The organism is Rhodococcus artemisiae (assembly GCF_036327795.1).
GTDB classification, from domain to species: Bacteria; Actinomycetota; Actinomycetes; order Mycobacteriales; family Mycobacteriaceae; genus Rhodococcus; species Rhodococcus artemisiae.
This window is the reverse complement of sequence record NZ_JAUTXY010000001.1, coordinates 395,400-419,391: the sequence shown is the minus strand read 5'-3', so window position 1 is coordinate 419,391 and position 23,992 is coordinate 395,400. Positions and strand designations below refer to the sequence as shown.

General features: G+C 65.9%; 19 protein-coding genes and 6 tRNA genes. 12 read left to right on the top strand and 13 right to left on the bottom strand.

The genetic code is table 11. The features are described from left to right. Positions 1–60: 60 nt before the first annotated feature. The 4 genes from Q7514_RS02090 to Q7514_RS02075 all read right to left on the bottom strand — a co-directional run bounded on the left by Q7514_RS02090 (position 61) and on the right by Q7514_RS02075 (position 5,369). Positions 61–2,169, bottom strand: coding sequence for a 3-hydroxyacyl-CoA dehydrogenase NAD-binding domain-containing protein (locus Q7514_RS02090; RefSeq protein WP_330131601.1), 2,109 nt, complete (start codon positions 2,167–2,169; stop codon positions 61–63). A gap of 2 nt (positions 2,170–2,171) precedes the next feature. After that, positions 2,172–3,380, bottom strand: coding sequence for a thiolase family protein (locus Q7514_RS02085; RefSeq protein WP_330131600.1), 1,209 nt, complete (start codon positions 3,378–3,380; stop codon positions 2,172–2,174). A 140-nt stretch (positions 3,381–3,520) separates the two neighbouring features. Further along, positions 3,521–4,783: a ribonuclease D gene (locus Q7514_RS02080; protein ID WP_330131599.1), complete on the bottom strand. Its 1,263-nt coding sequence runs from the start codon at positions 4,781–4,783 to the stop codon at positions 3,521–3,523. 10 nt (positions 4,784–4,793) lie between these two features. Beyond that, positions 4,794–5,369, bottom strand: coding sequence for a DUF3000 domain-containing protein (locus Q7514_RS02075; protein WP_330131598.1), 576 nt, complete (start codon positions 5,367–5,369; stop codon positions 4,794–4,796). 117 nt (positions 5,370–5,486) lie between these two features. Here Q7514_RS02075 and hemE point away from each other — a divergent pair, with 117 nt between their 5' ends. From hemE to Q7514_RS02045, 6 genes are all read left to right on the top strand, one after another. Continuing rightward, entirely contained in the window at positions 5,487–6,584 is a 1,098-nt protein-coding gene (gene hemE / locus Q7514_RS02070; protein ID WP_330131597.1) for a uroporphyrinogen decarboxylase, read from the top strand. Next, entirely contained in the window at positions 6,581–7,939 is a 1,359-nt protein-coding gene (locus Q7514_RS02065; RefSeq protein WP_330131596.1) for a protoporphyrinogen oxidase, read from the top strand. The genes hemE and Q7514_RS02065 overlap by 4 nt, the downstream gene beginning before the upstream one ends. Positions 7,940–7,944: 5 nt before the next feature. Next, positions 7,945–8,640 (top strand): hydrogen peroxide-dependent heme synthase, encoded by a 696-nt coding sequence (gene hemQ, locus Q7514_RS02060; protein ID WP_330131595.1) that lies wholly within the window; start codon positions 7,945–7,947, stop codon positions 8,638–8,640. A 53-nt stretch (positions 8,641–8,693) separates the two neighbouring features. Continuing rightward, positions 8,694–10,982 carry a molybdopterin-dependent oxidoreductase gene (locus tag Q7514_RS02055; RefSeq protein ID WP_330131594.1) on the top strand — a complete coding sequence of 763 codons (2,289 nt, stop codon included), beginning with the start codon at positions 8,694–8,696 and terminating at the stop codon, positions 10,980–10,982. Between the two features lie 175 nt (positions 10,983–11,157). After that, complete coding sequence (locus tag Q7514_RS02050) at positions 11,158–12,300, top strand: serine hydrolase domain-containing protein (protein ID WP_330131593.1); 1,143 nt, start codon at positions 11,158–11,160, stop codon at positions 12,298–12,300. 77 nt (positions 12,301–12,377) lie between these two features. After that, positions 12,378–13,103 (top strand): HAD family hydrolase, encoded by a 726-nt coding sequence (locus Q7514_RS02045; RefSeq protein WP_330131592.1) that lies wholly within the window; start codon positions 12,378–12,380, stop codon positions 13,101–13,103. Here the strand turns inward: Q7514_RS02045 and msrB are convergent. The 3 genes from msrB to Q7514_RS02030 form a co-directional block, all read right to left on the bottom strand. Then, complete coding sequence (gene msrB / locus Q7514_RS02040) at positions 13,066–13,494, bottom strand: peptide-methionine (R)-S-oxide reductase MsrB (RefSeq protein ID WP_330131591.1); 429 nt, start codon at positions 13,492–13,494, stop codon at positions 13,066–13,068. The genes Q7514_RS02045 and msrB overlap by 38 nt on opposite strands. 119 nt (positions 13,495–13,613) lie before the next feature. Then, a complete protein-coding gene (locus Q7514_RS02035; protein ID WP_330131590.1) occupies positions 13,614–14,897 on the bottom strand; it encodes a glycosyltransferase family 87 protein in 1,284 nt (427 codons plus the stop codon). Positions 14,898–14,957: 60 nt separating this feature from the next. Further along, the gene (locus tag Q7514_RS02030; protein WP_330131589.1) at positions 14,958–16,517 is read right to left on the bottom strand and encodes an alpha/beta fold hydrolase; all 1,560 of its coding nucleotides are present in this window, start codon (positions 16,515–16,517) and stop codon (positions 14,958–14,960) included. Positions 16,518–16,692: 175 nt separating this feature from the next. Between Q7514_RS02030 and zapE the strand changes: the two genes are divergently transcribed. After that, on the top strand, positions 16,693–17,703 hold the full coding sequence (zapE, locus tag Q7514_RS02025; protein ID WP_330131588.1) for a cell division protein ZapE: 1,011 nt from the start codon (positions 16,693–16,695) through the stop codon (positions 17,701–17,703). Between the two features lie 103 nt (positions 17,704–17,806). On the opposite strand, the gene Q7514_RS02020 is transcribed toward zapE, so the two are convergent. Beyond that, positions 17,807–18,364: a GNAT family N-acetyltransferase gene (locus Q7514_RS02020; RefSeq protein WP_330131587.1), complete on the bottom strand. Its 558-nt coding sequence runs from the start codon at positions 18,362–18,364 to the stop codon at positions 17,807–17,809. 364 nt (positions 18,365–18,728) lie between these two features. Between Q7514_RS02020 and Q7514_RS02015 the strand changes: the two genes are divergently transcribed. Then, positions 18,729–19,271, top strand: a complete 543-nt coding sequence (locus Q7514_RS02015) for an alpha-isopropylmalate synthase regulatory domain-containing protein (protein ID WP_330131586.1) — start codon at positions 18,729–18,731, stop codon at positions 19,269–19,271. Between the two features lie 51 nt (positions 19,272–19,322). On the opposite strand, the gene Q7514_RS02010 is transcribed toward Q7514_RS02015, so the two are convergent. From Q7514_RS02010 to Q7514_RS01990, 5 genes are all read right to left on the bottom strand, one after another. After that, a tRNA-Val gene (locus Q7514_RS02010) sits at positions 19,323–19,397 on the bottom strand. A gap of 18 nt (positions 19,398–19,415) precedes the next feature. Further along, positions 19,416–19,491, bottom strand: a tRNA-Gly gene (locus Q7514_RS02005). A 48-nt stretch (positions 19,492–19,539) separates the two neighbouring features. Then, positions 19,540–19,614: transfer RNA gene (locus Q7514_RS02000), tRNA-Val, on the bottom strand. 1 nt (position 19,615) lies between these two features. Further along, positions 19,616–19,686: transfer RNA gene (locus Q7514_RS01995), tRNA-Cys, on the bottom strand. Positions 19,687–19,711: 25 nt separating this feature from the next. Then, a tRNA-Gly gene (locus Q7514_RS01990) sits at positions 19,712–19,784 on the bottom strand. Between the two features lie 379 nt (positions 19,785–20,163). Between Q7514_RS01990 and Q7514_RS01985 the strand changes: the two genes are divergently transcribed. The 4 genes from Q7514_RS01985 to Q7514_RS01970 all read left to right on the top strand — a co-directional run bounded on the left by Q7514_RS01985 (position 20,164) and on the right by Q7514_RS01970 (position 23,885). Continuing rightward, positions 20,164–20,235: transfer RNA gene (locus tag Q7514_RS01985), tRNA-Val, on the top strand. A gap of 487 nt (positions 20,236–20,722) precedes the next feature. Beyond that, on the top strand, positions 20,723–21,070 hold the full coding sequence (locus Q7514_RS01980; RefSeq protein WP_330131585.1) for a DUF742 domain-containing protein: 348 nt from the start codon (positions 20,723–20,725) through the stop codon (positions 21,068–21,070). Between the two features lie 173 nt (positions 21,071–21,243). Further along, positions 21,244–23,322 (top strand): threonine--tRNA ligase, encoded by a 2,079-nt coding sequence (gene thrS / locus Q7514_RS01975; RefSeq protein WP_330131584.1) that lies wholly within the window; start codon positions 21,244–21,246, stop codon positions 23,320–23,322. A 41-nt stretch (positions 23,323–23,363) separates the two neighbouring features. Further along, positions 23,364–23,885 carry an HIT family protein gene (locus tag Q7514_RS01970; RefSeq protein WP_330131987.1) on the top strand — a complete coding sequence of 174 codons (522 nt, stop codon included), beginning with the start codon at positions 23,364–23,366 and terminating at the stop codon, positions 23,883–23,885. Positions 23,886–23,992: the final 107 nt, after the last annotated feature.

The window sequence follows — 23,992 nt, the reverse complement described above, 5'->3', positions numbered from 1 at the left end:
GAAACGAGGGCGTGTCACCGATCGGTGACACGCCCTCGTTTCATCGGGTATCCGGAGACGTCAGGACACGCTTGCGACTCCCGGCGCCAGGAAGCGCTGTCCGTTGACCGCGTCGGAGGCCCCGGTGCGGTCGAGGTACGGCGTGATCCCGCCGTTCCAGAATGCGAAACCGCCGCCGAGGATCAGGCACAGGTCGATGTCCTCGGGAGCCGCGACCACGCCCTCGTCGAGCATGATGCGGATTTCCTCTGCGAACGCCCGGCGGGTCCGGTCGAGGACCTCGTCGGCCGTCGACGGGTTGTCACCCTGCGGCCACAGTGCAGCGACCTCGGGATCGACGACCTGCGTGCCGCCCTCGTAGGACCACACGCCGGGCTTCTTCGCCGCGACGAGCGCCTCGAGTCCGGGGGAGGAGACGAAGCGATCCGGGTATGCGGCCTGGAGCGTCTCTCCGGTGTGCAGCGCGATGGCAGGACCGACGAGTGCGAGCAGCGTGAACGGCGACATCGGCATGCCCAACGCACCGACGGCGTTGTCCGCCACATCGAACGGGGTGCCCTCGTCCACGGAGGTCATGACCTCACCGAGCGTGCGGGTGACGAGGCGGTTGAACACGAAGCCGGGCTTGTCTCCGCACAAGACCGCAGACTTCTTCAACGACTTCGCAGTGGCGAATGCCGTTGCGAGCGTCGCATCGTCGGTCTTGACGCCCTTGATCACCTCGAGTAGCGGCAGGACCGCGACGGGATTGAAGAAGTGGAAGCCCACGACCCGCTCCGGGTGCTGCAGATCCGCGGCCATTTCCGTGATCGACAGCGACGACGTGTTGGTCGCGAGAATCGTCTCGGGCGAGACGTGCTGCTCGAGTTCGGCGAACACATTCTTCTTGACGTCCATGTTCTCGAAAACGGCTTCGATGACGAAGTCCGTCTTCGCGAACGCCGCCTTGTCGAGAGAACCGGTCACGAGCGCTTTGAGGCGGTTCGAGGCATCGGGAGACAGACGGCCCTTGCGCTGCAACTTGTCGATCTCGGTGTGCACATAGCCCACACCCTTGTCGATACGCTCCTGATCGATGTCGGTGAGGATCACCGGCACCTTCAACTGCCGCACGAACAGCAACGCGAGCTGGCCGGCCATCAGGCCGGCACCGACGATGCCCACACCGGTGATCTTCCGGGCGAGCGACTTGTCCGGCGCACCGGCCGGACGCTTGGCGCGCTTGTTGACGAGATCGAACGAATACAGGCCCGCGCGCAGCTCATCGGTCAGCAACAGGTCCGCGAGAGCTTCGTCCTCGGCAGCGAAACCCTTGTCGAGCGACGCGGAGTCCGAGATGTCCGTGCCGCGGGCGAGTTCGAGCAGCTCGATCGCGCGCAGAGCAGCGGGAGCGAAGCCGCGGGTCTTGCCGTCGACCAGGGCCTTCGCCCGGGCAACCGCAGCATCCCAGCCGGAGCCGCGGTCGATCTCGGGGCGTACAGGCGCGATCTCGCCGTTGATGACCTTCGCGGCCCAGGCGAGTGACTGCTCGAGGAAGTCTGCCGAGCCGAAGACCTCGTCGGCGTAGCCGAGCTTCTTCGCCTGTGTTGCGCGGATGGTGCGCCCGTTGTTGAGCGGGTTCTCGAGGATGAGAGTGACCGCGTGCTCCGGACCGATGATGTTCGGCAGCAACTGGGTTCCACCCCATCCGGGGACGAGGCCCAGCATGGTCTCGGGCAGGCCCAGGGCCGGAACATTGTCCGCGACGGTGCGGTAGTGCGCGTGCAGACCCACTTCGAGCCCGCCGCCGAGCGCCAGACCGTTCACGAACGCAAATGTCGGGATCGACGACTCGCGCAGCTTACGGAACACGTCGTGGCCGAGCTTGCCGAGCTCGACACCCTGCGCGTGCTCGGTGACTGCGGGGACGCCCTTGAGGTCGGCACCGGCAGCGAAGATGAACGGCTTGCCGGTGACGGCGACGGCCGCGGGGTTCGCAGCGAACGCCTCGTCGAGGGCAGCGCCGAACGCGGTCAGGCCGGCGGGTCCGAACGAGTTCGGCTTGGTGTGGTCGAACCCGTTGTCGAGGGTGACCAGTGCGATCTGCCCGTCGAGGCCGGGGACGGACACGAACCTGGTGTAGGCGTTCGTCACGACCTCGTCGGCGAACAGGGACGAAAGATCGGTCATGACTACTTGTCTCCCTCGAAGTTCGGGTTCTCCCAGATCACGGTGCCGCCCATGCCGAGACCGATGCACATGGTGGTCAGTCCGTAGCGCACCTCGGGATGCTGCGCGAACTGATGGGAGAGTTGGGTCATCAGGCGGACACCCGACGATGCGAGCGGGTGACCGCACGCGATCGCACCGCCCCACTGGTTGACGCGGGGGTCGTCGTCGGCGATGCCGTAGTGCCCGAGGAACGCGAGCACCTGCACGGCGAACGCCTCGTTGATCTCGAACAGGCCGATGTCGTCGATGCTCAGGCCGGTGCGGGCGAGGACCTTCTCTGTCGCCGGAACGGGGCCGATGCCCATGACGGCGGGGTCGACACCCTGGAACGCGAAGCCGACCATGCGCATGCCGATCGGCAGGCCGAGTTCCCGCGCGGTGTCCTCCCCGGCGAGGATCGCGGCGGTGGCGCCATCGTTGAGACCGGCGGCGTTACCCGCAGTGATCCGACCGGCAGGCCGGAACGGGGTCTTGAGTTTCGCGAGATCCTCGAGCGTCGTCCCGGGGCGGGGCGGCTCGTCCTCGGTGGCCAGGCCCCAGCCCGCGCCCGAGCGGGTCGCGACGGGCACGAGGGTGTCGGCGATCCAGCCGGCCTTCTTGGCGGCGTCGTACTTGTTCTGGCTGTTCACCGCGTAGGCGTCGGTGCGGGCCTTGGTGATGCTGGGGAAACGGTCGTGCAAGTTCTCGGCGGTGTTGCCCATGACGAGCGCGCTCGGGTCGACGAGCTTGTCGGCGAGGAAGCGGGGGTTGGGGTCGGCGCCCTCACCCATCGGGTGGCGGCCCATGTGCTCGACACCGCCGGCGATCACGACGTCGTACTGGCCGAAGCCGATTCCGGATGCGGTGGTGGTCACGGCGGTCATTGCGCCGGCGCACATGCGATCGATGGCGAAGCCCGGCACGGTTTCGGGAAGCCCGGCGAGGATCGCGGAGGTGCGTCCGATCGTCAGCCCCTGGTCGCCGGTCTGCGTGGTCGCCGCGACAGCGACCTCGTCGATGCGGGCGGGGTCGAGCTGGGGGTTGCGGCGCATCAATTCCCGAATGGCCTTGACGACGAGGTCGTCGGCGCGGGTGTCGGCGTAGATGCCTTTCGGGCCCGCCTTGCCGAACGGGGTACGTATGCCGTCGACGAAGACGACGTTGCGTTGGTTCGAGGTGGTGGAAGCCACGCGTTTTCCTCCCGGTGGAGCGGTGTCCTCGCCGACACGTTCCGCGGCGAGGCGAATCGGACCGGGCACCGAGCAGTGACCGGCCTCGGCACCACCCTACATCGTCATTACCGACGAGTAACTTAAGTGGGCGGAAGTCCCTACTGCGCGTCCGTGAGTGCTTTCGCGAGCAGGGGGGCCGTGAGCTCGCGCTGCCACGGACGTGCATCGCCTGCGGTGAACCTGGAGTAGATGTACTCGACCGCATCGGCGGTTGCGGCGAGATCCCAGTCCCAACACAGGCGCCGCACGAGTTCGGGGCTCACAAGATTCTCGACAGGGATCGAGACCTCCTCGCTCAACGCGGACAGTTCGGTACGAGCAGCCGTCAGACGGGCTGCGGCCTCAGGATGGTGACGCGACCAACGCGCCGCGGGAGGCGGTCCGTCGAACTGCTGTGTCAGCGGTGGAAGCTCTGCGTCCGGCAGTGCTCGGGCGCGTTCGATGGCCGAGATCCACGCCCGGGAGGAGCGGCGTTGACGCGGCCCGCCGAAGACGGGCAACTCGCGAAGGTCTCCGATCGTCCGTGGAACGGCTTGTGCTGCTGCGACGATCGCGGAATCCGGAAGGATCCGTCCGGGTGCGATGTCGCGACGGGCGGCGATTTCGTCGCGTGTCGACCACAATTCACGAACGATCGCAAGCTTGCGGGCGTTCTTGATCGCGTGGATGCCTGAGGTGCGACGCCACCGCTCGGGCTTCGGCTTCGGCGGACCTGCGAGCCGGATGTGCTCGAATTCCTGTGCAGCCCAATCCGATTTGCCCTGCCTGTCCAATTCGGCCGCCATCTCGGCGCGGAGTTCGACGAGGATCTCGACGTCGAGCGCCGCATAGTTGAGCCACGAGTCGGGCAGCGGGCGTTTCGACCAGTCGGCGGCGCCGTGTCCCTTCTTCAGCTCGAGGCCGAGTGTCTGCGCCACGATTGCAGCCAGCCCGACCCGTGGGAACCCCGCGAGCCGACCGGCAAGCTCGGTGTCGTACAGCGCCGCGGGACGCAGGCCGAGTTCCTCCAGCCCAGGCAGATCCTGATCGGCCGAATGCAGAACCCACTCGAGTTCGTTGATCACCACGGCGAGGGACCCGAGATCTGCGGCGGTCGGGATGGGATCGAGCAGGACGGTGCCCGCACCGTCACGGCGGAGTTGGATGAGATACGCGCGGGCGGAATACCGATAACCCGAGGCACGCTCGGCGTCGACTGCGAGAGGACCGTGACCGCGCGCCAGCAGTGCGGCGGCCTCCTCGGCGCCGGCCGCCGTGGTGACAACATCGGGGACACCGTCACGCGGGGCCAGCAACGGCTCGGTGGCCGCAGCGGGGGCGTCCTCCGACGGGTTCGGGTCGTGATCGTTTCCTGCCGACATGGCCGTGACTCTATCGCTGCAAGCGGGCGACCCCGACCGGTGGCAGCCCCGCCGCATACGCGAGGACCTCGCAGAACGCCTCGACGTGAGGACCGAGAACTTCCGAGGTCGGCGTCCACGACGCACGCAATTCCAGCTGATGTGCGCGCGCCGGTCCCGCGATATCACCGAAACGCACCGAACTCGTCGAGGTCACTGTGCCCCCGAGCGCGGTGAGAGGCTGCTCATGGGCCTCGAGCGCATCGACGAGCCAGCTCCACGCCACCTCGGGCAGCAGGGGGTCGGAGGCCAAGGACGCGTCGACATCGGCCTGAATGTACGAGACCAGCCGGGTGGTCCCGTGCCAGGCCTCGTCGCCGTCGGGGTCGTACAACAGGATCAGCCGCCCGAATGCGTCGCCCTCCGACTCCTCCGGAACCTCGGTCTCGTCGGGATGGAGCACCTCGGCGCCGAGCGCATAGCTGAACGGAGCGAGTCGCTGTGGTGGCCGGATCGGCTCGACCTCGATCTCCGGGCGCACGGTGGCCGCACTCATCGCAGCGACAGCAGCGCGAAAACGGGCCGGCTCGGCAGGCGAGGTGGTCACGCAAGCGGACGTTAGTGCCGGTGACCGAGCACACGCGGGAGGCGCGCCGATTCCAGCGAACCGGACACGCGTGGCAGCATGGGCAGCGACCCGTGCCTTTCGGAAGAACGAGGATCGATGACCGGCTTGGAGAACACGAACGTCGGCTCCACTGCGGCCACGCAGTACCCCACGCGGCGGGCTCTCCCGCACGCTCCACTGCTCGCCGCGGCGCGCGGCGAGCAACCGGCGCACCGGCCGGTGTGGTTCATGCGTCAGGCGGGCCGCTCGTTGCCGGAATACCGAGAGATCCGAGCGGGTATCGGTATGCTCGAATCCTGCTTCGACCCTGAGCTCGTGTGCGAGATCACCCTGCAGCCTGTGCGCCGCCACAAGGTCGATGCCGCGATCCTGTTCTCCGATATCGTCGTGCCCCTCAAGGCAGCGGGCATCGACCTCGACATAGTCGCCGGGACCGGCCCGGTCGTCGCGAATCCCATCCGTACGGCTGCCGATGTGGCCGCGCTGCCGCATCTCGAGCCGGACGAGGTCGGTGCCGTTGCGCGCGCTGTGACTCTGCTGACCCGTGAACTGAGCGACACACCGCTGATCGGATTCGCCGGCGCGCCGTTCACACTCGCGTCGTACCTGGTCGAAGGTGGACCGAGCCGCAATCACGAACGCACCAAGGCACTCATGCACGCGGACCCGAAGACGTGGCACGCACTGCTGGGCCGGCTCGCCGACGTCGCCATCGTCTTCCTGCGCGCGCAACTCGACGCGGGTGTCGACGCCGTCCAGCTCTTCGATTCGTGGGCGGGTGCCCTCTCGCTCGCCGAGTACCGCGAATTCGTCATGCCGCATTCACAGCGGGTATTCGCCGAGATCGAATCCTTCGGCGTTCCCCGAATCCACTTCGGTGTCGGAACGGGCGAACTCCTCGGTGCGATGGGCGAGGTCGGAGCGGATGTCGTGGGCGTCGACTGGCGGGTGCCGCTCGACGTCGCCGCGCAGCGTGTCGGCGCGAGCAAGGCCCTGCAGGGCAACCTCGACCCAGCGCTGCTGTTCGCGGGCTGGGACGTCGTCGACTCCGAGGTCCGTCGCGTGATCGCCTCGGCCGACCGGGCCCTCGCTGCCGGTGCGACCGGACACATCTTCAACCTCGGTCACGGTGTGCTCCCCGATACCGATCCGACCATTCTCACCCGTGTGGTCGAGCTGGTGCATTCGCTGTGAGCGTGCCTGTCGTCGCCGTTGTCGGCGGTGGCATCACCGGGCTCGTTGCGGCCTACCGGCTGCGGGCCGCGTTCGGCCCGGACGCTCGCATCGTGCTGCTCGAGCGGTCGGATCGGCTCGGCGGCAAGTTACGCACAGTTCTGCTGGCCGGTGGCCCGGTCGACGTCGGTGCCGAGGCGTTCATCGGCAGGCGACCCGAGGTGCCCGCGCTGCTCGACGAACTCGGGCTCACCGATCAACTCGTCCATCCCACCGGGGCACGTCCCCTCGTCTACGCAGGCGCGGCACTGCACCCCCTTCCCGCGGGAACCTTGATGGGGATCCCCGCCGGTGCTCGGGCGCTCGACGGGCTCGTCGACGACGACGCCCTCGCCCGCATTGCGAGGGAGCCCGAGATCCTCCTGGACTGGGACAGCGACGGTGACATGTCGGTTGCGCAGTTGGTGGGGTCGCGGTTCGGTGAGCAGGTCGTGCGCCGCAGCGTCGACCCGCTGCTCGGCGGCGTCTACTCGGGATTGTCCGACACCGCAGGAGTGCGCGCCACGGTGCCGGCCCTCGCGCGTGCCCTCGACGAGGGTGCAGCCAGCCTGACGGAGGCAGTCGCGCGTGCGCTACCGGTTCCCTCCGACAAGCCGGTGTTCGGCACCCTGCGCGGCGGCTACGGAGTGCTCCTCGACGCGCTCGAGCAGGCGGCAGGCGCCGAGATCCATTACGGAACCACCGTGTCGAACCTGCGTCGTATCAGCAATTGCTGGTCACTCGATCCGATCGGCGAGGTCGACGGCGTGGTGCTGGCAGTACCGGCACCGGAGGCAGCGGCCCTGCTGGCCGGATCGGTCCCGGCCGCCGCGGCGCATGCCGCAGAGATTCCGCTCGCGTCGTCGGTGACCGTCTCGCTCGCGTTGCCCTCGAAGGCGGCACTGCCGCAGAACTCGGGCATCCTCGTCGCCACTGGGGAGGAACTGTCGGCCAAGGCGTTCACCCTCTCCGGGCGGAAGTGGCCGCACCTCGCCGAGCGCGATGTCGCTCTCGTACGCGCGTCGTTCGGCAGGTTCGGCGACGACAGGCTCGTCGATGCACCCGACGAACAGCTGATCACCCTTGCCCGTGCCGATCTCGCGACCGTCACCGGCGTCGCCGACGAACCCGCGGCGGCCTTCGTGCAGCGGTGGTACGGCGGTCTGCCCCAGTACCGGGCCGGACACACTGAGATCGTGGCGGCGTTCGAGCGGGAAATCGACGGAATCGACGGCCTCGCAGTGGCCGGCGCGATGCTGCACGGAGTCGGTGTGCCGGCGTGTGTCGAATCAGGCACGAAGGCCGCAGCACGGCTCGCGGCACGAGTGGCAGGATGAGGGGTATGGCACGTCTCGATTTCGACAAGCTCAATTCCACCCTTCGGTACGCGATGTGGTCGGTGTTCCAGGTCAGGCCGGGCACACTCGGTGACGACCGGACGGAGGCGATCGAGGACTTCCAGAAGTTCCTCGCTTCGTTCGAGGGCACCGACGTGATCGTGCGGGGGATCTACGACATTGCAGGGATGCGCGCCGACGCAGACTTCATGATCTGGACCCACGCCGAGCACATCGAGGATCTGCAGAAGTTCTACTCGGACTTCCGCCGCACCACGATCCTCGGGCGCGCGAGTACCGCCGTGTGGTCGAACACCGCGCTGCACCGGCCGGCGGAGTTCAACAAGAGCCACCTCCCGGCATTCATCGCGGGCGAGGAACCCGGCGACTACATCTGCGTGTACCCGTTCGTGCGGTCCTACGACTGGTACCTGCTTCCGGACGCCGAGCGTCGCAAGATGCTCGCCGATCACGGCAAGGAGGCACGTCCGTATCCGGAGGTCCGCGCGAACACGGTTCCCTCGTTCGCGCTCGGCGACTACGAATGGATTCTCGCGTTCGAAGCCCCCGCCCTGGACCGGATCGTCGATCTGATGCGCGACCTGCGTGCCACCGAGGCGCGTCGGCACGTCCGGGAGGAGACCCCGTTCTTCTCGGGTCCCCGCGTGGCGCCGGAGTCGCTGATCACCTCGCTGCCTTGACCACGCACGGCGAGTCGCGGCACTCCCGAACGGCCGATGCGAGGTATTCGCAGATGGCCCACTGGGGGATGTTCTCGGCCCAGGTGGACGGCGGCGAGGTCGTCGCCGTCCACCCGTACGCCGGCGACCGCGACCCGTCACCCATCCTCGGGAACGTGCCGGGCTCGGTGCGGCACCGCGCCCGCATCGCCGGTCCGGTGGTGCGACGCGGGTGGCTCGAGAACGGGCCAGGGCCCTCCACTCGCCGTGGCAGCGACGAGTTCGTCGCCGTGTCGTGGGACGAACTGACCGAACTGCTTGCCCGTGAATTGCGACGTGTCGCGGATCGCTACGGTAATCGCTCGATCTTCGGCGGGTCCTACGGATGGTCGGCGCCCGGACGGTTCCATCATGCGCAGAGCCAGGTACACCGATTCCTCAAGATGTTCGGCGGGTACACCCGGTCGGTGCACAGCTATTCGCTCGGCGCGACCGGTGTGGTGATGCCCCGCGTCGTCGGAACCCACTGGAAATTGTTCGCGCGCTCGACCAACTGGGATCTCATCGCCCGGCACACGGAGCTGTTCGTGTGCTTCGGCGGTGTTCCCGTCAAGAACACCTCCATCAACGACGGTGGGAACAGTGACCACCCCACCCGCGACGCACTCGATCGGATGCGGGCCCGCGGGGGCCGTATCGTGTCGATCAGCCCGCTGCGCGACGACACGCACGGCGAGTGCGAATGGCTCGCACCGCGGCCGGGCAGCGATGTCGCGGTCATGCTCGCGCTGGCCTACGTCCTGGCCACCGAGGACCTCGCAGACCGTAGCTTCCTCGACCGGTACTGCACGGGTTACGACAAGTTCGAGGACTATCTGCTCGGCCGCACGGACGGGATTCCGAAATCGCCGCAGTGGGCAGCGGAACTGTCGGGACTGTCCGCGCACACGTTGATCGAACTCGCACATCGAATGGCGTCCTCACGGACGTTGGTGACGGTGTCGTGGTCGCTGCAGCGAGTGCGGTACGGCGAGCAGGCGCCGTGGGCCGGAATCACGTTGGCGGCCATGCTCGGACAGATCGGTGTACCGGGGGGAGGCTTCGGCCACGGGTACGGATCGATGAACGAACCGGGGACCGCGCCGGTGCCGTATCCGTTGCCCACCCTGTTCCAGGGCAACAACGACGTGGACGATTTCATCCCGGTGGCCGCGATCTCCGATCTGTTGTTGCGACCGGGGGAGAAGTTCGACTACGACGGCAAGCAGTACACATTCCCCGATATCCGGCTCGTCTACTGGGCGGGCGGAAATCCGTTCCACCACCATCAGGACATCGGTCGGCTCCGCAATGCGCTGGGACGCCCCGACACGATCGTGGTCCACGATCCGTACTGGACACCGATGGCCAAGCATGCCGACATCGTCGTGCCCTCCACCACGACCCTCGAACGCAACGACCTGACCTGCACGCGCAGCGACCCCTTGCTGGTTGCGATGCAGGCGGCGGTACCCCGATTCGAGGACGCCCGCGACGACTACGACACGTTCTCGGCACTCGCGTACCGGCTCGGTTTCGGCGACCGGTTCACCGAGAAACGCGGCGCGCAGGCGTGGCTCGAATATCTCTACGGGCAGTGGCGCGGATTCGTCCTCGCCGACCCCGCCAGAGTCGAGGATCCGCCCGAATTCGACGAGTTCTGGCGTCGTGGTCACGTGCGGATGCGTACCGAGGACGATCTGACGTTGCTCGAGGAGTTCCGCAACGACCCGCAACGCGACCCGCTGCGGACCCCGAGTGGCCGCATCGAGATCTTCTCTGCGGACATCGACGGGTTCGGCTACGAAGACTGCGCCGGCCATCCGAAGTGGTACGAGCCGGAGGAGTGGCTAGGAGGCGCACGTGCCGAGCAGTTCCCGCTGCATCTGATCGCGAATCAGCCGCGCACTCGGCTCCACGGCCAGCTCGACCACGGCGCGGTCAGCCAGGCCTCGAAGATCCGGGGGCGCGAGCCGATCCGGATGCATCCCGGCGATGCCGCGGCGCGCAACCTCTCGGAAGGTGATGTGGTGCGCGTGTTCAACGACCGTGGTGCCTGCCTCGCCGGGGTGGTACTCGACGACGGGGTGTTGCGCGGCGTCGTCCAGCTCTCGACCGGTGCGTGGTACGACCCCTTCGACCCGGAGGACCCCGGGTCGATGTGTGTGCACGGAAACCCGAACGTGCTCACCGCCGACGTGGGGACGTCACGCTTGTCTCACGGCTGCACCGGGCAGCACGTGCTCGTCGAGATCGAGCACTTCGACGGTGCACTCCCACCGATCCGCGCGTACGACCCCCCGCCCATTCGGCACCGGATGTGAATTGCATCACTATGTGAGTGATGTCGCGGTAGTCTGAATGCTCATGAAGCGTCGTGCGGTAAGCGATCGTCGTCTGCGGGTTGCCGGTGCCGCAGTCGCAGTGGTTCTGTTCGCCGGTGCGTGTGCGGATTCGGGGGATGACACATCCTCCGCCGCTTCGGCAACGGAAACGGCGATGGCGACGACGTCGGGTTCCGAAGCGCCTGCGGTCGGGGCCCCGAGCCCGGTGGATCAGGCCGAATTGCAGTCCGCGCTCGAGTCCGGCGCGCAGGAATTCCTCCTACCCGGAGCGGTCGCGCTGCTGCGCACGCCATCGGGCACGATCACCGCGACCTACGGAACCACCGAGCGTGACGGAGGCGATCCGGTCTCTCTCGACGATCACATCCGCATCGGCTCCAATACGAAGACCTGGACGGCGACCGTCATTCTCCAGATGGTGTCCGAGGGTGCACTGTCGCTGTCGGATCCGGTGTCGGAACATCGGCCCGATGTCCCGAACGGCGAGAACATCACCATCGAACAGCTTCTGAACATGAGATCGGGTCTGTACAACTACAGCGAGACTCCGGAACTCAACGAGGCACTCGACAATGATCCGGAGCGGGTCTGGGAGCCCGATGAACTGCTCGCACTCGCCTACGCCCACCCGCCGTATTTCCCGCCGGGAGAGGGCTACCACTATTCGAACACCAACTACGTCCTGCTCGGTTTGATCGCAGAACAGCTCGATGGCCGGCCATTGTCGGATATCTTCGACGAACGGATCTTCCGGTCGTCCAGGATGGCGAATTCGTCGTTCCCGGACGCGACCGAGGTGGCGCTCCCCACGCCCTACTCCCACGGCTACTTCTTCGGCACCAACATGCTCACCCTCACCGATCCTGCTCTGCCCGGGGAAATGCAGACCGAAGCCGAAAACGGAACCCTCGATCCCAGCGACGTCACGAACACCGATCCGTCGTGGGCGTGGGCTGCCGGGGCGGGTATTGCGACTGCGAACGACCTGGCGACCTGGGTCGAGGCGCTCACCGACGGCTCGATGCTCGATGCGGACCTGCAACGGCAGCGAATGGACAGCATCCTCCCGACCGACCCGTCCGTGCCGGAGGCGGCAGGCTACGGCTGGGGCATTGCCAAGATGGGACCGATGTACGGGCACACCGGCGAACTGCCCGGATACAACTCGTTCATGGGGTCGGATCCTGAGAACGGCATCACGCTCGTCGTCTGGGCGAACTTGGCGCCCGGCGTCGACGGCCGTGATCCGGCCTCGACGATCGCGAAGGGCTTGATCGACGGAATGTACGCGGAATGAGAGCGGCTCTGTGTCGGCGCCGGAGTATCTGACGTCTCGTCCATCGTTGTCGCCCACTGTTGTTAGCCTTTCGAGGTATGGGCACGACATCGTTCGACGCCGTCCTGTTCGACTTCTCCGGCACGCTGTTCAGACTGGAGGAGGACGACAGCTGGATGGAGCAGATCACCGACAGCGCTGGTGCACAGTTCGATGTGCACCAGCAGGCCGAATTGATGCGACGCCTCACGGCCCCGACCGGGCAACCTGTCGAGATGGACGCCGAAGAACATCACGCCTGGACCAATCGTGACCGCGACCCGGCGTGGCATCGGGAGGCCTATCTCACGGTGCTCAGGAAATCCGGTGTCGCCGATCCACAGCAGGCGCAGAGTTTGTACGCGAAGGTGACGGACCCGGCCTGCTGGACCGTCTATCCCGACACGGTCCCGGTGATCGAGGCCCTGTCGGGCGAGGGCTACAGAATCGGGGTACTCAGCAACATCGCCTTCGACATCCGGCCGGCCTTCGCCGAGCTCGGTGTCGACGACCTCGTCTCGGCGTTCACGCTGTCGTTCGAAGTAGGGGCGGTCAAACCGGAACCGGAGATCTTCCGGCACGCCGTCGAGACGCTGGGAGTCGATCCCGCTCACACCCTCATGATCGGCGACAGTGAGAAGGCCGACGGTGCCGCCCGCGAGATCGGATGTTCGTTCCAGCTCGTCGAATCTCGTCCCACCGCCGAACGACCCGACGCATTGTGGAGAGCACTGTCGGCCGCAGGCATCAGGCCTTCGGAACCAGGCGCAGGGAAATCGAGTTGATGCAGTACCGCTGATCGGTGGGCGTCGGATAGCCCTCACCCTCGAACACATGGCCCATGTGGCTGTGGCACGACGCGCACAGAACCTCGACTCGCCGCATTCCGAGGCTCTCGTCGGTACGCAGGATCACGGCGTCGGATTCGGACGGATCGAAGAACGACGGCCAGCCGCAGTGCGAATGGAACTTCTCCGAGCTTCGGAACAACTCCGCACCACACGCGCGGCACTCGTAGACACCCTCGGTTTCGGTATCGGTGTATTCGCCGGTGTACGGACGTTCGGTACCCGCCTGGCGCAGCACCGCGTACTCGGCCGGGGTCAGCTTGGCACGCCACTCGTCGTCGCTGTGCGTGACCTTCGGTGCGGGTTCCGATCGGGGGGTGGTAGTCATGGCATCCACGCTAGCGGTGCGCGAGTGACTGTGCCATCGAGTGGGGTGTGGCCATCGAGTGGGTGGGGCCATCAGGTAGGTCCGGCCACGAGATGGATCGAGCCGACCGACCCGTCGGGTCACGGTGCTGTGGCCTCGCGCTCCGGTTCCTGATCCGGCTTCGACCGGGCCGTGCTCTCCTGCTCGGGCGAACGCAACAGGTGCGACGGTTCGATTCCACCCTCGAGACGACCCTCTCGGCGTGCGGCCAGATAGCGGTCGAAGAGGACAGCAAAGACCACGATGAGCAGCAGGGACCAGCCGAACGTCGTCTTCATGTACTCGGCTGCACGACCGGTCTCGACCCAGCGTCCGGACAGCCATGAGTCGTAGCTGAGGAAACCGTAGACGGCGAGCCATGCCGGCCAGTTACGCATAACCGAGTTCGGAAGCAAGACGGTCATGATCAGTGGGAACAGCATCATCGAGTAGTACATCTGGCCGAGCGAGCCGAGTAGGAACGATGCGCCCAGAAGTACGCCGGTGCTCGTGCACACGAAGAACAGTTCGTCGTCGCGGCAGTAGCGGTACAACAGCCACATCGACGCGATGACCATCAGCCCGAGCACGACCCGCAGGCCCGCGACCAGCCAGCCCGGCAGTCCGTAATACATGCCGTTGCCGACGATCGCGCTGTTGAAGTAGTCGCGCGACTCGAGCAGGTAAGGGACGGTGTGCTCGACGAACTGCCACGCGTCGACCGACAACGGCCACGCGATGAGTGTCAGTGCCAAGGGAACACCGGCAGCGGTGATGAACACCTTCCACTGGCCTCGCACCAGCGGTAGCAACAGCAAGGGCGCCAGAATGGGTTTCACAGCGAATGTGAGGCCGAGTGCAACACCCGCCCACAGGTCGCGACGTTTGAGCAACAGCGCCAGGAACGCCACCTCGCCGAGCAGCACGAGGCCGTTGATGTTGGTGAAGACGAGGGTGTTCGTCACCGTCTCGGATGAGAATGCGGCCAGCACGAGGATCGGTGCGATCGGGGAATCGAGACGCAACCCGAACATCCGAAGCAGCAGATAGAGAGCAATCAGGATCGCGATGGCGTTCGCAAGGATGAACAACCACCGGGAGCGCTCGGGATCGATCACGGCGATCGGAGAGATCAGCAGCGTCCCCGACGGTGGATACAGGTAGTGCGGATCCACCCAATCGAAGTTGGCGGTGTACACCGGGCGACGATTGAGGAACGCCAACGCGGCCTCGTACACGGGCTTGAAGTCGTCGGTCCGGAATCCGTTGACGGCTTTGATGATGACCCGATGCAACACTGTCAGTACGGCCAATGGCCATACGACGCACTTGACCACTTCCGCTGTGGTGCGGGCGGTGCGAGGCTCGAGACTGCTGAGGAACACTACGGCACGGTACACCGCAATCGGACCGAACCACGCATCCAGGGACTCTGCAGGCTGCGATCAGGCCGGGCAGAGGCTCCCGTTCGGTGGAAGTACTCCATCGGCCACATATGCCTCGGCACGGCTCTGGGCACATGTCGAATGGAGCGTCGCCGAGTATCCGGCGCCCTGCCACGCCAGAGCAGTCCACCGGATACCGCTTGCAGTCAACGCTCCTGTGACCGATTCCAAGCCTGCGTTTCCGACGATCGGATCTGCTGCCGCACTGGTGACGAGCACAGGTACGTCGAGGGCGGCGGGGAGCGCCGGCGCGGCCATGCTCGGCCACGCCGCACACGACGTCGCCGCGACGGCGGCATCCCCACCGAACAACGGATACGTCGTGGACCAGATCTTCTGCAGTTCAGCGGCGCGCATCGCGGTCGGCCATCGCTGCCCGTCGCTGCACTGCGACACCCACTGGCCGTCCGTCGACAGCATCGCCTCGGCTGCCCCCACGGATTCGAGCAGTGGCATGACATCGCCGTCCCGGGCGGCGGCCAGCATGTCGGACAACTCGCGGATGCGGGCCTGCAGGTCTGCGCGGGGTGTACCCAGGAAGGCGGTGATCGCCGTCAGAAGCGCATTCGACGACACCGGCGCGAGCAGGCCATCTGCTGCGCGACCGTAGAGTTCCTCGATCGCTCCGCGCGGATCCGGCCCCAGTGAGCACTCCAGAGCAGCACATCGGCGAGCGAATTCGTCGACGGCGGCCTCCGCCCCTCGCGCACCGGATTCGGCGAGTAGTTCGGCGTCCGCGGTCGCTGCGGCGGGTGAGTCCAGGATCAGCCGCCCGACACCACCCGGATAGGCGGCTGCATATGCCAGCGCGACGGTCGCGCCGTTGCCTATACCGAGCAGACCCAACCGGTCGACATCCCAGGCGCGGCGCAGCTGCTCGATATCGCTGGCGGCATGCGATGCACCGAACATCAGTTGCTGCGGTTGCAGATAGTCGGTGCACGAGATGGTCGCCTGGCGACCGAGTTCGGCGACGCGATCGGACGCATCTCCGCTACGACCGAATTGCCCGAGGTCTGCAAGGGCACGGTGATCGGCCCCGAAGATGCAGTCGATCTCCTGGGACATCCCGAGCCCGCGACGGTCGACAGCGACCAGCGGGCGGGCGGTCAGGGTCGCCGACATCGGACCGGTCGCGAGTGCGGCGAGCGCCCGGCTCGACGGAAGATCGGAGCCGGTCGTCACGACCAGCGGTGCGACGTCGTCGGGCGTGTCGGTGATCCGCGCCCGGAGGACTCCGAGCGGGAACGATCCGGGTACCGCGCCCGTGACGTCGATGGGTGTGGGAACCTGCGCGCATTCGAGAACGAGGCCGGTGGGGCCTGGTGGTAGCCCGAAACCACCGATCGTTTCGGCGGTGCAGTCGCGCCAGGCGAGGTCGCTCTGCGGTACCGGAAGGTCGGTGGCACCCGGGTCGCTCTCGTCTGGCTCGGCCGGTTGGTCGCCTCCCACGTCCTGGACGACCGCCACGTCGGGACGGATCGAGGGACCCGCTCCGCATGCGGCCACCACCGACGCAACTGCGAGCCAACACACAGCGAGCACCCCGGTTCTGCGCATGCGGACAGCCTGCCAGGTGCGCGCAGCTGCGGTGTGCACCGGTGCGCCCAGAAGGGGATGAGGTGTACCCCTCTCATGCTCCGATGCGGTGAACTCACCGTGAACGGCCTGTGAAGTAGATCCCATTACCCCGTCCTGTGCTGGATGTGCCATTCCCCGCCACTATCCTGGTGTGATGCACGAACGTCTCGTCGACCGGAATCCGGTGGTGCCCGCAGACCAACTGGTGGCGCAAATGGTGCCGCCCGCGATGTTCGACGAGGTGAGTTTCGCGTCGTACATTCCGGATCCCGAGGAGCCCAGCCAGGCAGCTGCCGTGGCTGCGGCCGAGGCGTTCGTCGGGAAGGTCGGGAAGATCCGCGGCGGTAAGCGCGGGCTGTTCGGCCGCAAAGCGCCCTCCACGGGTGCCGGTCTGTACCTCGACGGCGGGTTCGGTGTCGGCAAGACGCACCTCCTCGCCTCGATCTTCCACAGTGCCCCTTCTCCCAAGGCATTCGGCACGTTCGTCGAACTCACCCACGTCGTCGGTGCGCTCGGCTTCAACAAGGCCGTCGAGGAACTGTCGAGTCACAGCGTGCTGTGCATCGACGAGTTCGAACTCGACGATCCCGGCGACACCATGCTCGTGTCCCGGCTGCTGACCGAGCTGTCGGCACGTGGAGTCTCGATCGTTGCCACCTCGAACACCCTTCCCGGTCAGCTCGGCGAGGGCCGGTTCGCGGCGCAGGACTTCCTTCGCGAGATCAAGAAGCTCGGTTCCATCTTCGAGACGCTCCGCGTCGACGGCCCCGACTACCGTCATCGTGATCTTCCCCCCGCACCCGAACCGGTCGACTCGGAGGTCCTCGTCGAACGAGCCAACGAGATTCCCGGCGCGACACTCGACGATTTCGACGAGTTGTGCGTCCACCTCAGCACGCTGCACCCCTCGCGCTACGGAAAGCTGGTCGAGGGTGTGAGCGCGGTGTTCCTCAACGGCGTCCACCCGGCCCAGGATCAGTCCGTTGCCCTGCGGCTGGTGGTCCTCGCCGACCGTCTCTACGACGCGAGTATCCCCGTGACAGTGGCGGGCGCGAAGCTCGACGAGATCTTCACACCCGAAATGGTGGCCGGTGGGTACCGCAAGAAGTATCTGCGTGCCACCTCGCGTCTCCTCGCGCTGTCGCGCTTCGAGGTTCCCGCCTGACCTCGCGGTCCGAGCGGCGGGCATGTCCGCAGGCCCTGGCTTCCTGCAGCTCCCATGCCTCCGCAACTGTGACGATGTGACTGCAGCCGTGATGCAGCGCGCCCTACAGGGTGCGCTGCATCACGTGGTCTTGGTGTATCTGCGACCCCACCGTGAATGTGCGTTCGCCGACGACGTCGAACCCTTCCTTCGCGTAGAAGCGACGCGCTCGCGCATTCTGCTGATTGACTCCGAGCCACAATCCGGCGTGACCGCCCGAGCCGCCCAGCTCGACGATCGCTGCCATGAGAGCTTTCGAGACCCCCGTACCGTGCCGGCCGGGGAGGACATAGAACTTACTGATCTCGATCGCCGGACGCGCGGTGAGCATCTCGGCTATCTCCGGGTCTTCGGGCGGAGCATCGATTGCCATCAGATATCCGACGATCTCACCGTCGATCGAGGCCTTGAGAACGATCCGTGTCGGGTCCGTGAGGTACTCGCTGAATCGTTCGGCCGTGAATGTGGCCTCGATGAAAGCGGCAACGTCCGCGCTCGTCGCATCGGGTGGGCACGCCAACGGAAATGTCGCTGCCGCCACGTCGGCGATACTCTCGGCGTCCCAGATTCCTGCACGTTCCACGGAGACGGGTGCGGTGGTTTCTTCGAGTGGTGTCGGCATGATTCCAGTGAACCAGCCGACGGTGCCCGACGTACGCCGGCCCGGAAAGTGCCCGGATATGGCTGAACCCCAGCCTTGGATGGGGGGTCATGGCTGGGGTTCATTACCATCGGGGGGGATGGCACTTCTCACGATACATGAGGGATTCCTCAGCTTCCAAGTTGCGGCTCGGTTCGTGCGGTCACGGTTTCGTCACATGATTTCCGGTCGGAGGTTTGCACTCGTCACGTCGAGGTTCTATGGTGGGCGTCATGAAGCGCGTACTCGTAGTTCACCGCCGTAGCGGGGTCTGATCCGGACCGACCCTTCGCTGCGGGTCATCGAGCTACGTGTCGGTCCTCCCTTCTCGTGGAAGACCACCCCGATGAACGCCTTCGATTCCACTGTTTTCGATTCCACTGCTTTCGATTCGGCCGCTACCCTCGCGTCTGCTTCGTCCCGTGGCCGTACCTCCGAGCGATCGTGGCGGGACCGTCTGCCCCTGCCGTTGCGGGCTGATGCTGCGGGGCTGACCTGGGAACGATTCGCTGCCGTCTACGCGCCGCAGAACGGTCCGGTGCGTCTCGGTGGATGGACCGTCACCGCACTGGCTGCGGGGCGCAGCGCATACGAGGCGACCTTCGCGGTGGGTGCAGCGATTCACACGGCATCGGCTGTCGCGAACGGTCCTGTGGCGGGAATGACCGCAATGCTCCACGATCTCGGAATCAACCTCGAGATCCTGTCGTTCCATCAGCGCGAACTCGGTGTCCGCGGCGCGGCTCGCCGCGGTGGAACGCATGCGACGTTCCTCCTCTGTCGCGAGGGGGAACAGCAGAAGTGGGCCTTGGGTACGGGGCAGTCTGCGACCGAATCCACCCTGCGCGCCATGATCTCCGGAGCGAATCGGCTCGATTCCGCGCGCTGACCGAGAACGTGAAATCCCCCTTCGGAATCCGAAGGGGGATTTCACTGTTTCTGGTGCGCGATACTGGGATTGAACCAGTGACCTCTTCCGTGTCAGGGAAGCGCTCTCCCGCTGAGCTAATCGCGCCGGCACTGGACGCCGGTGTGGAGCGGATGACGGGATTCGAACCCGCGACCCTCACCTTGGCAAGGTGATGCGCTACCAGCTGCGCTACATCCGCGTGTGCACGTTGGGCGAAACTCGAATCGACCCACGTGCTGGTCGACCCTGGTGCGCGATACTGGGATTGAACCAGTGACCTCTTCCGTGTCAGGGAAGCGCTCTCCCGCTGAGCTAATCGCGCGAGGTGGAGACGGGAATCGAACCCGTGTGCACGGCTTTGCAGGCCGTTGCCTCACCACTCGGCCACTCCACCATAAAAGGTCGAGTCCAACCTCTCGAGCGGATGACGGGATTCGAACCCGCGACCCTCACCTTGGCAAGGTGATGCGCTACCAGCTGCGCTACATCCGCACTTGCACCGTGGCGTCGTGCTCTCCGTGGTGCGGTTAAAAACTTAGCCGACCATCGCGGAAACACACAAATCTGCAGGTCAGCGCAAGAAAACTCAGCCAGGACGGCGTTGGAAAGGGTGTGTGGACGTCGTTGGGGCGGATTGGAGGGGCATCGAGTGGGACTGGAACGTGGCAGTGTGCGACGAAAGAGCGGCGCGCCCGAGGTGCTGGTACCTCAACTCGAGGGCTCACCCTTGTGGGGTGACGTCCCGAGAGGCCGATGACGGGAGCTCATCGGTCGGGTGAAATACCGCGAAAAGCGGCGAGACCTGCAGATTCGTGTTCGCCCACGGGAGCGTGTTAAATTTCTTTGCGTTCGAGCCGCTGCAAAGCGGAACGGTCCCGTGGCTCAGTGGAAGAGCGTCCCGTTCACACCGGGAAGGTCGCTGGTTCGATCCCAGCCGGGACCACAGGTTCGCGCAAGGGCACCCTGCACAGGGTGCCCTTTTTGCGTATCTTGGCATGCAACTGTCGAGCGCAGCCGTGGCTGTGCGATCCGGTGGGACGAGAGGCTCGTTGCCCGCTCGACAATGTTGCACGTCTGCGGCCATCGAAGTCCGTATCGGCGATGCAGGTGCAGACCGCGGTGGTTCGAGGAGGATTCGTCAGATGAGTGTCGCAGACGGTGCATGGCCGGCAGTGGGGACGACAGGTGCCCGCTTCGGGTCCAGGCGTCCACGTCACCGCACGAAGCGGGACGATCTTGTATATTCCCCCTCTGAAGAGGGGGAGCGGTCGTCGGAGTGGGACGCTGCTGTGACACCGGCGTCGGTCGAGGGGGCGGAGCCGACTACCGGAGGTCAGATGGCTGCCGGTGAGGTGGCGCGCCGGGGCTCGCGCCCGATGGATCGGACGTTCGACGGCACTGTGTACGAAAGCACTGGGGGAGTCGGGAAATTGGAAGATCACACATCGTCGTTCGTGAGGCCGTTCGTCCGGATCGGTGGCCGTACCCGGGCCGAAGTGGACCTGCCGCTCGAGGCGCTGGTGTCCACGGTCTCGTCGTCGACGAGCATGATGGCCGGCAAGTTCGCGGAGGAACACCGTGTGGTCGTCGGTCTGTGTGCACAACCGCGCTCGACCATGGAGGTGGCCGCTCTGGCGGGAATTCCCCTCGGAGTGGCCCGTGTACTGATCGGCGACCTCGCGAGCGCGGGCATCCTGACCGTGCACAGCACGGTGGACCGGGTCGGGCCGGGCAGTGAGCTTCTCGAGCGGGTCCTCACGGGGCTGCACTCGCTCTGACGGTTCGGGTGCGTCGTCGCCGTGTTTCGCTCGGCATGCCCTGTGTTCGGCTGTGTGAACGCATATCGATAGCATGAGGAGGTTGCCCGTCGCGCGTCGCCGACGCGCCCGGTAGCAGCCCCCAGAACAGGCATCCAGCCCCAGTACAGGCATCAGCCGAGGAGTCCAGCACAGTGACCACGCCCGCATCCGCGAATCCAGCCACGCTCGTCAGGGTGCCTGCGGGAACCACTGTCGCTTCCGCAGTGCGTGAGGCCGGACTCCCCGCCAAGGGTCCCGACGCGATCGTGGTCGTCCGGGACGACGAAGGTGCCCTGCGCGACCTTTCCTGGATTCCCGACGCGGACGTCGAGGTGGAGGCAGTCCGTGCCGACACCGAGGACGGCCGCAGCGTGATCCGGCACTCGGCCGCTCATGTTCTTGCCCAGGCCGTCCAGCAGGAGTTTCCCGAAGCGAAGCTCGGCATCGGCCCGCCCATCAAGGACGGCTTCTACTACGACTTCCAGGTCGAGCGGCCCTTCACTCCGGAGGATCTCGCGAAGCTCGAGAAGCGAATGAAGAAGATCGTCAAGGATGCGCAGCGTTTCTCCCGCCGCGTCGTCGAGAACATCGACGACGCCCGCGAGGAACTGAAGAACGAGCCGTTCAAGCTCGAGCTCATCGACGACAAGTCGGGTGGCAGCGATTTCGAGCCGGACCCCGAGATCATGGAGGTCGGCGGCAAGGAGCTGACCATCTACGACAACCTCAATCCCCGCACGGGCGAGCTGGTGTGGAAGGACCTGTGCCGCGGCCCGCACCTGCCGACCACCAAGTTCATTCCCGCTTTCAAGCTCACCCGCAGCTCCGCAGCGTACTGGCGCGGCGACCAGGACAATGCCGACCTCCAGCGAATCTACGGCACTGCATGGGAATCCTCCGAGGCGCTCGACCGCCACCTGGAGTTGCTCGCCGAGGCAGAGCGCCGCGATCATCGCAAGCTCGGTGCAGAACTCGACCTGTTCTCGTTCCCCGATGAGCTCGGTTCGGGTCTGCCGGTCTTCCATCCGAAGGGCGGCATCATCCGCCAGGAGATGGAGAATTACTCGCGCCAGCGCCACGTCGACGCAGGATACGACTTCGTCAACACCCCGCACATCACCAAGGGGCATCTCTACGAAGTCTCGGGCCACCTCGATTGGTACAAGGACGGCATGTTCCCCGCGATGCACATCGACGAGGAACTGAACGACGACGGCACGATCCGCAAGCCCGGGCAGGACTACTACCTCAAGCCGATGAACTGCCCGATGCACGACTTGATCTTCCGGTCGAGGGGGCGTTCGTACCGAGAGCTGCCATTGCGGATGTTCGAGTTCGGCTCGGTGTACCGCTACGAGAAATCGGGTGTCGTGCACGGGCTCACCCGTGTGCGCGGCATGACGCAGGACGACGCGCACATCTTCTGCACGCCCGAGCAGATGCGCGACGAGCTCACCACGATCTTGAATTTCATCCTCGACGTGCTCAAGGATTACGGCCTCGACGACTATTACCTCGAGTTGTCGACGAAGAACCCGAAGAAGTTCGTCGGGAGCGACGAATTGTGGGAGACGGCCACCGAGACGTTGCGTGAGGTCGCGGAGTCCTCGGGCCTGACGTTGGTTCCGGATCCGGGCGGCGCCGCGTTCTACGGGCCGAAGATCTCCGTCCAGGTCAACGACGCGCTCGGTCGTAACTGGCAGATGTCGACCATTCAACTCGACTTCAATCTGCCCGAGCTCTTCGAACTCGAGTACACCGGATCCGATGGCATCAAGCACCGTCCGGTAATGATTCACCGTGCGCTGTTCGGCTCGATCGAGCGATTCTTCGGTGTACTCACCGAGCACTACGCCGGCGCATTCCCCGCCTGGCTCTCACCCGTCCAGGTGGTCGGTATCCCTGTCGCCGCCGAGTTCGAGGATCACCTCTTCGACGTCGTCGCCGAATTGAAGTCGGCCGGTATCCGCGCCGAGGTGGATGTGTCCGACGATCGCATGCAGAAGAAGATCCGAACCCACACCACGCAGAAGGTTCCCTTCATGCTGCTCGCCGGCGAACGCGACGTGGCTGCCGGTGCGGTGAGCTTCCGGTTCCGCGACGGCACTCAGGTCAACGGCGTGCCCGTCGATGAAGCCGTGAGCATTGTGTCCGAGTGGGTTCGCCGACGGGAGAACGCCTCTCCCACCGCGGAGCTGGTGCGTCCGGCAGAGCAGGGAGCTAGCTCTTGACCGGCGAGGGAACTCCGGGGCCCGCCGACACCGCCGATTCGATGATCGACCGCGGTGTCGGCGAATCCGACCACCTTCAGCGGCTGTGGTCCCCGCACCGCATGTCGTACATCACCGAATCCCCGGGGCTGCGAAGCGAGCCGTACGAGCCGTTCACCGAGATCCCGAAGATGGCCGACGAAGAAGGCCTGGTCGTTGCCCGCGGCGAAACCGTGTACGCGGTGCTCAACCTCTACCCGTACAACCCGGGCCACCTCATGGTGGTGCCTTACCGGCGGGTGGCGAACCTCGAAGATCTCACGGTGGACGAGAGCACCGAGCTCATGGCCTTCGCTCAGCGGGCGCTTAGGGTGATCAAGAAGGTGTCGCGTCCCCACGGGTTCAATGTCGGACTCAATCTGGGAGCCGCTGCGGGAGGTTCGCTGTCCGAACATCTGCACCTGCATGTGGTGCCGCGGTGGGGTGGCGACGCGAACTTCATCACCGTCCTCGGCGGATCCAAGGTGATGGTGCAGCTGCTGCGCGACACCCGCGCATTGCTGGCCTCGGCATGGGACGAGTGACGCCGACCGGAGACGGGCACGCCCCAGGCCGCACCCGCGGTCGCACGGTGCGTCATGGCAGGATCGGATTCCGGATACGTCGGTCGAAGGGAAATTCGGGGGTCTCG

Excerpts from the sequence above, each read along its gene's own strand:
- Q7514_RS02090 (WP_330131601.1), bottom strand. The coding sequence starts at position 2,169 with ATGACCGATCTTTCGTCCCTGTTCGCCGACGAGGTCGTGACGAACGCC.
- Q7514_RS02080 (WP_330131599.1), bottom strand. The coding sequence starts at position 4,783 with ATGTCGGCAGGAAACGATCACGACCCGAACCCGTCGGAGGACGCCCCC.
- hemE (WP_330131597.1), top strand. The coding sequence starts at position 5,487 with ATGACCGGCTTGGAGAACACGAACGTCGGCTCCACTGCGGCCACGCAG.
- hemQ (WP_330131595.1), top strand. The coding sequence starts at position 7,945 with ATGGCACGTCTCGATTTCGACAAGCTCAATTCCACCCTTCGGTACGCG.
- Q7514_RS02055 (WP_330131594.1), top strand. The coding sequence starts at position 8,694 with ATGGCCCACTGGGGGATGTTCTCGGCCCAGGTGGACGGCGGCGAGGTC.
- Q7514_RS02050 (WP_330131593.1), top strand. The coding sequence starts at position 11,158 with ATGGCGACGACGTCGGGTTCCGAAGCGCCTGCGGTCGGGGCCCCGAGC.
- Q7514_RS02045 (WP_330131592.1), top strand. The coding sequence starts at position 12,378 with ATGGGCACGACATCGTTCGACGCCGTCCTGTTCGACTTCTCCGGCACG.
- msrB (WP_330131591.1), bottom strand. The coding sequence starts at position 13,494 with ATGACTACCACCCCCCGATCGGAACCCGCACCGAAGGTCACGCACAGC.
- Q7514_RS02030 (WP_330131589.1), bottom strand. The coding sequence starts at position 16,517 with ATGCGCAGAACCGGGGTGCTCGCTGTGTGTTGGCTCGCAGTTGCGTCG.
- zapE (WP_330131588.1), top strand. The coding sequence starts at position 16,693 with ATGCACGAACGTCTCGTCGACCGGAATCCGGTGGTGCCCGCAGACCAA.
- Q7514_RS02020 (WP_330131587.1), bottom strand. The coding sequence starts at position 18,364 with ATGCCGACACCACTCGAAGAAACCACCGCACCCGTCTCCGTGGAACGT.
- Q7514_RS02015 (WP_330131586.1), top strand. The coding sequence starts at position 18,729 with ATGAACGCCTTCGATTCCACTGTTTTCGATTCCACTGCTTTCGATTCG.
- Q7514_RS01970 (WP_330131987.1), top strand. The coding sequence starts at position 23,364 with ATGATCGACCGCGGTGTCGGCGAATCCGACCACCTTCAGCGGCTGTGG.